This window comes from Pseudomonas sp. (assembly GCF_050739775.1).
GTDB lineage: Bacteria > Pseudomonadota > Gammaproteobacteria > Pseudomonadales > Pseudomonadaceae > Aquipseudomonas.
On the sequence record NZ_JBOICA010000083.1, the window covers coordinates 1 to 6,347 of the forward strand.

Annotated in this window: 4 protein-coding genes and 1 pseudogene; 2 read left to right on the top strand and 3 right to left on the bottom strand. The window is 59.7% G+C overall.

What is annotated here, in order from left to right; all coding sequences use genetic code 11:
- Positions 1 to 162: 162 nt before the first annotated feature.
- The 3 genes and pseudogenes from ACRESH_RS24020 to napA all read right to left on the bottom strand — a co-directional run.
- The gene (locus ACRESH_RS24020) at positions 163 to 759 is read right to left on the bottom strand and encodes a cytochrome c3 family protein (RefSeq protein ID WP_431744312.1); all 597 of its coding nucleotides are present in this window, start codon (positions 757 to 759) and stop codon (positions 163 to 165) included.
- A 9-nt stretch (positions 760 to 768) separates the two neighbouring features.
- Positions 769 to 1,254, bottom strand: coding sequence for a nitrate reductase cytochrome c-type subunit (locus tag ACRESH_RS24025; protein ID WP_431744313.1), 486 nt, complete (start codon positions 1,252 to 1,254; stop codon positions 769 to 771).
- An 11-nt stretch (positions 1,255 to 1,265) separates the two neighbouring features.
- Positions 1,266 to 3,386 (bottom strand): annotated as a pseudogene (napA, locus tag ACRESH_RS24030) (nitrate reductase catalytic subunit NapA); the annotation flags it as partial.
- A 264-nt stretch (positions 3,387 to 3,650) separates the two neighbouring features.
- Between napA and ACRESH_RS24035 the strand changes: the two are divergent.
- Together ACRESH_RS24035 and ACRESH_RS24040 are read left to right on the top strand one after the other, a co-directional pair.
- Positions 3,651 to 5,279, top strand: a complete 1,629-nt coding sequence (locus tag ACRESH_RS24035; protein ID WP_431744314.1) for a mechanosensitive ion channel family protein — start codon at positions 3,651 to 3,653, stop codon at positions 5,277 to 5,279.
- Positions 5,280 to 5,489: 210 nt separating this feature from the next.
- On the top strand, positions 5,490 to 6,197 hold the full coding sequence (locus ACRESH_RS24040; RefSeq protein ID WP_431744315.1) for a TraX family protein: 708 nt from the start codon (positions 5,490 to 5,492) through the stop codon (positions 6,195 to 6,197).
- The last annotated feature ends 150 nt before the right edge of the window (positions 6,198 to 6,347 follow it).

The following is a 6,347-nucleotide window of genomic DNA, read 5'->3' on the forward strand; positions in this document are numbered from 1 at the left end:
AACTCAAGCGATTTACGCTCTTCTCGAGATAGATTGATTGCCTGCGCTTGCCGTCCGCGTCCCATGCAGTCGAGTTTGCCTGCATCGCCCTTTCATTGAAAGATATTTGAGGGATGCTGTACTAGGTGCAAGGCATGGCGGTGCTCTGAGACTTGTAGGAGCTTACCAGCCCTTCACACCGTGCATATCCGGCAGCCGGTGAGCGATACCCTTGTGACAGTCGATACAGGTGGCTTCGCCCTTGGCCAACGAGGTGGAGTGCATGGCCGCGGCGCGCTTGCTTTGACGGGTGAAGTCCATGAATTCGAAGTTGTGGCAGTTGCGGCATTCCCGCGAATCATTGGCCTTGAGCCTGGCCCACTCATGCTCGGCCAGTTCCCGGCGCAGGGTAAGGAATTTGTCACGGGTATCGATGGTGCCGAAAATTTTGCCCCAGACCTCCTTGGACGCCTGCATCTTGCGCGCGATCTTGTGGGTCCATTCGTGCGGCACGTGGCAGTCCGGGCAACTGGCGCGCACGCCGGAACGGTTGCTGTAGTGGATGGTTTCCTTGAGCTCGACGAACACGTTGTCACGCATTTCATGGCACGACACGCAGAACTTCTCGGTATTGGTCAGCTCCAGCGCGGTGTTGAACCCGCCCCAGAAAATGACCCCGGCAATAAACCCGCCAAGGGTCAAAAAGCCCAGGCTGAAATAGACGCTCGGTCGACAGAGGATGCCCCAGTACTCCTTAAGCAGGGCGAACAGTGCTTTCATTGCGTCTCCTCAAGGTTTCTTCGCGGCGTTGGCGTCGTCTTGCAGGATTTTGTCGATGGTCTCGAAGCTGTTGCCCACCAGTGGCTGCACGTCTTTCTGCGGCACATGGCACTGATTGCAGAAGTAGCGGCGCGGCGATACCGCGGCCAGGGCCTGGCCGTCGCGGTCCATGTAATGGGTGATGCTGATCATCGTCGCCTGGCTGCGGGCACTGTTGGCACGGCTGTGGCAGGAGAGGCACTTGTTGCCATTCTTGTCGATCTGATAGCCGCGAATGCTGTGGGGTATGGTCGGCGGCTGATCCGGGTAGTTGCGCTCGCGCTTGAGGTCCTTGTTTTCATCGTTGGCAATCGGCGGCGCCGGCATGCTCTGGGTCAGGGTGCCGCCGGGTCGACGGCCGTCCGGCCCGGAGGCATCGAGCGGATAGTCGACTTCGGCAGCGTTCACCAGGCCAATCGCAGCGAGCAGGCACAACGGCAGGATTCGAAAGGTCATGACGGTGCTCCTCAGGCCACGCTGATCAACTCGATGCGTATGGCGCATTTCTTGTAATCGGTCTGCTTGGAGATCGGGTCGGTGGCATCGAGCGTGACCTTGTTGATCAGCTTGTTGGCATCGAAGAACGGCACGAACACCAGCCCTTGCGGCGGTTTGTTGCGCCCTCGGGTTTCGATGCGCGCGCGGATTTCGCCCCGGCGGCTGATCAGTTTCACTTCGCTGCCGCGCCGCGCATTCATGGCCTTGGCATCATCGGGGTGCATGTAGACCAAGGCATCGGGTACCGCTTTGTACAGCTCTTCGACCCGCTGGGTCATGCTGCCGGTATGCCAGTGTTCAAGCACCCGACCGGTGCTCAGCCAGAACGGGTAGTCGGCATTGGGGGCCTCGGCCGGTGGCTCATAGGGCAGGGCAAAGATGATCGCCTTCTTGTCCGGATAACCATAGAACTGCACGCCACTGCCAGCCTCGACGTAAGGGTCAAGGCCCTCGCGATACCGCCAGCGGGTCTCTTTGCCTTCGACCACCGGCCAGCGCAGTCCGCGTTCGCTGTGGTACTGATCGAACGGGGCCAGGTCGTGACCATGGCCGCGACCAAACTGGGCGTACTCCTCGAACAGGCCTTTTTGCAGGTAGAAGCCAAAGGCCTTGGCCTCATCATTCTTGTACCCGGCCTGCAGCTGCTCGACCGGGAACCGGTCGACCTGGCCGTTCTTGAACAGTACCTCGAACAGGGTCTTGCCCTTGTATTCAGGTGCCTTGGACAAAAGCTCCGCAGGCCAGGTTTCATCGGTGGTAAAGCGCTTGGAAAACTCCACCAGCTGCCACAAGTCCGATTTGGCATCACCGGGTGCAGTGACCAGTTGGTGCCAGAACTGGGTACGGCGCTCGGCGTTGCCAAAGGCACCTTCCTTTTCCACCCACATAGCGCTGGGCAGGATCAGGTCGGCGGCCTGGGCCGAGACGGTAGGGTACACATCGGAGACGATCACGAAGTTCTCAGGCTTGCGCCAGCCGGGCAGCACCTCCTGCATGATGTTGGGACCGGCATGCATGTTGTTGCTGGCTTGGGTCCAGTACACATTGAGCACGCCATCCTTGAGCATGCGGCTCTGCTGCACGGCATGGAAACCGACCTTTTCCTCGATAGTCCCGGCAGGCAGCTTCCAGATCTTTTCCGCGGTGGCACGGTGCTTGGGATTGGTCACCACCAGGTCAGCTGGCAAACGGTGGGAGAAGGTGCCGACTTCGCGGGCGGTGCCGCAGGCAGAGGGTTGGCCGGTGAGCGAGAAAGGGCTGTTGCCCGGCTCGCTGATCTTGCCGGTGAGCAGGTGAATGTTGTAGATCAGGTTGTTGGCCCAGACTCCACGAGTGTGCTGGTTGAACCCCATGGTCCAGAACGACACGACCTTGCGTTTGGGGTCGGCATAGAGTTCGGCCAGGGCCTTGAGCCGTTCCGCCGGCACGCCGGATTCCTTGGCGGTGCGTTCCAGGGTATAGGGCCGGACGAAGGCGGCGAACTGTTCGAAGTCGATATCGCTCCAGGTGTTGGCCTTGTCGGCGTTCTTGGCCTGGGTCTCCAGCGGGTTGTCCGGGCGCAGGCCGTAGCCGATGTCGTCGGCGCCCTGGGCGAAGCGCGTGTGTTTACTGATGAAGTCCTTGTTTACCGCGCCGCTTTCAATGATGTGATTGGCGATGTAGTTGAGGATCAACAGATCGGTCTGTGGCTTGAACACCATGGGAATGTCGGCCAGTTCGAAGCTGCGGTGCTCGAAGATAGACAGCACCGCGACCTTGACCTGCGGCTGGCTCAGGCGCCGGTCGGTGACCCGGCTCCAGAGAATCGGGTGCATCTCGGCCATGTTCGAGCCCCAGAGCACGAATGCGTCGGTGGCCTCGATGTCGTCGTAACAGCCCATCGGCTCGTCCATGCCGAAGGTACGCATGAAGCCCATCACCGCCGAGGCCATGCAATGGCGGGCGTTGGGGTCGATGTTGTTGCTGCGAAAGCCGGCCTTCATCAGCTTGTTGGCAGCATAGCCTTCCCACACCGTCCATTGCCCTGAGCCAAACATGCCGACCGAGCCTGGGCCTTTGTTCTTCAAGGCTTGCTTGAACTTGGCTTCCATTCAGCACGAACTGCACATGAGCCTTCACGCCGGTGGCCAGGGTGGCATCGTCGGTGGTGAAGCAGGGGCGGCGAGTATTGCAAGCGACGAATAGCATGTCATTCCGGCGCTTGAAATGCACAGGTACAAGCGCTGAACCACGTCTATCCTGACGTTGCCTGCTCAATCCAGGTAATACAGATAGGTGCGATGCAGTCAACGGCCACGCATGTGCAGCAGACGACGGTTGTGCCCTGACAAGGGAATCTGGCTGGAGCAAGGGTCATGGAGAAATGGGTGAAGCGTTGGTATGTACGCGTTGTTTTCCTGTTATGGGCGGCTTTTCACTATCCTGTACTTGCAGCGCAAGAGACTGCAGTGATATCGGTCCCGCCAGCCGAGCTGAAAGTTGCCAATCGAAGCATTATTACCTTTCACGCCAGCGTGCTCGGCGAAACACCAGCAGCGCGGGCACATCGTGCGCAGACAGTGATCAACGAAGTGCTCAACGGGAGCGAAGATCCCGTGGTACGCCTTGATACCATTCAAGACAGCTACCTGGTGCTGCTGGGTGAGCGCCGCGCGTTCATTGTTACGCCCAAGGACGCTGACGCAGAGATGTCGGTTGCCGACGCCGCCGCACATGCTGCTCAACGCCTTGAACAGGTAGTGGAGGAGTCGCGACAGGCACGCAGCGTTCGTTTTCTGGTCACCGCTGGCGGCCTGAGTGCAGTCGCTACCTTGCTGTTTATTGGATTGCTGGGTCTTGCCGGCTTTGTTCAGCGCAAACTGCTATCCCAGCTACCCAAACGCATACGCCGTCATCACGATGTACTTAAAGTGGGTGAAACGCCGTTGCTTGATACCAGCAACCTGTTCCCTCTCATCAGGCGCCTCCTGGCATTGTTGTACTGGGCAGTGGTACTGCTGCTCACCTACGAATGGCTGACCTTCGTTTTACAGCGCTTCCCCTACACCCGACCCTGGGGTGAAAGTCTCGACCGTTACTTGCTGGACCTGCTTCGTTACGTACTGGATGCCATCGTCAGTGCCATTCCGGGATTGGTCATCGCCCTGATGATCTTTTTTATCGCGCGCGGGATCAGCGCCTTCAGCAAGCGGGTACTGGAACGATTGTCCAGGCCAGGGACCATCACCTGGCTAAACCATGAAACCCTGCAGCCCACCACCCGCCTGACGTCGCTGGCGATATGGCTGTTTGCCTTGGCTATGGCCTATCCCTATCTCCCGGGCTCCGGAACCGACGCATTCAAGGGGCTATCGGTGCTGATCGGGCTGATGATCTCTCTGGGCGCATCCAGTGTGGTCGGGCAGGCTGCCGCCGGTTTAATCCTGACCTACACGCGCACCTTGCGCCCCGGTGAATTTGTCCGCATTGGCGAGCATGAGGGCACGGTGACGGAGTTGGGCATGTTCACCACCAGTATCCGCACTGGCCTGGGAGAGGTCCTGACCATTCCCAATTCGATGATTACCGGGGCGGTGACCAAGAACTACTCGCGGGTGGTTCAAGGCGCTGGGTATGTGGTGGATACCGTTGTGACCATCGGCTACGACACCCCCTGGCGCCAGGTCGAGGCCATGCTGCTGGAGGCGGCGCAGCGCACCGCCGGGATTTTGCAAAGCCCCAGCCCGCAGGTGTTTCAGACGGCGCTGTCGGACTTCTATCCGGAGTATCGTCTGGTAGCCCAGGCAGTGCCTAGTGAACCCCGGCCGCGTGCCGAGTTGTTGACCATACTGCACGCCAATATCCAGGATGTATTCAATGAATACGGGGTGCAGATCATGTCGCCGCACTATCTGGGTGATCCGCAGCAAGAGAAGCGCGTGCCTAAGGAACGCTGGTTCACGGCACCGGCTCAGGCTCCCGCCGAGAAAGGAGGCGAGCAATGATGCTGGCTATTGCTTCGGGCGTCCGACGTGTTGGTGGCGGCGTTGATGTTTGTGGGTGTATCCGGTTGCACGGCCACCGTTTGCAGTTGCTGGCAAAGCTGGAGGAGGGGGTAGCCACTAAGATGCCGAGCCTGACTGCAGGTGCGGCTTTTCGTTTGCCGTCCTTGCTTCTAGGCTGTGCCTAGTCTTCGCAGTCATTCAAGGACATCCATGAATCCCTCGCGCTGCACAGGTCTGGACCTGGTCAAGTGGCTGGCGATGATCACTATGGTTGCCGATCACCTACGCTTTATCTGGCCGACTGCTGATTGGCTGTTCGTCATTGGGCGCATTGCCTTCCCACTGTTCTGCTTAGGTATTGCCGCTAACGTGGCGCGCTCGGCGGCGGGGCAGGTGTTCACTGCCGCCAATGGCCGTTACCTGGGGTGGATGCTGGCCTTCTCACTGCTGTCCGAGTGGCCCTATCATGCGCTGGATGTCGGCACCGGGACCCTCAGTATCATGCCCACGCTGACGTTGGGGCTGTTGCTGGCCTGGGGTGTTCATCACCGTACCCAAGGGATGAAATGGGTTGGCCTGGCGGTGCTGCTGGTTTCGCTGCTGGCGACGGATGTGCTGATGTATGGATGGTTGGGGGTGTTGTTGCCTTCGGCGTTTTTGTTGGCGCTGCGCGGTGGTTGGGGCACTTGGCTTGTGCCTGGTTTTGTCGCCGTGGCGGCGAACCTGAGCAACCGTTGGTTGCGCGATCATCCAGCCGCGCCGTTCACCCTGATGACGCTGGGCGCGGCGTTGTTGTCGGCGCGGTTGGGGGTGTCGGTGTTGCAGGGGCGCTACCCGATGCATGTCTGGCGGGTGGGGCGGTGGGGGTATTGGTTTTATCCGCTGCACCTGGTAGCGATCAAGCTATTGGCCCATTAAGCACGGTCTTGCCACTCGCCTCGTAATCCTGTGGGAGATCACCCAGCCCTCCGGGCTGCGCTGTCGCGCAGCAAACATGAAGTGCATGGCTTCAGGTCTGCAGCGGCGCTGACATTTTGAAAAGCAAAAGGCGGCTGGCCCGGTAGAGCC

What these genes read in the sequence shown, in the direction of transcription:
- ACRESH_RS24020 (WP_431744312.1), bottom strand. Translation starts at nt 759, where the DNA reads ATGAAAGCACTGTTCGCCCTGCTTAAGGAGTACTGGGGCATCCTCTGT.
- ACRESH_RS24025 (WP_431744313.1), bottom strand. Translation starts at nt 1,254, where the DNA reads ATGACCTTTCGAATCCTGCCGTTGTGCCTGCTCGCTGCGATTGGCCTG.
- ACRESH_RS24035 (WP_431744314.1), top strand. Translation starts at nt 3,651, where the DNA reads ATGGAGAAATGGGTGAAGCGTTGGTATGTACGCGTTGTTTTCCTGTTA.
- ACRESH_RS24040 (WP_431744315.1), top strand. Translation starts at nt 5,490, where the DNA reads ATGAATCCCTCGCGCTGCACAGGTCTGGACCTGGTCAAGTGGCTGGCG.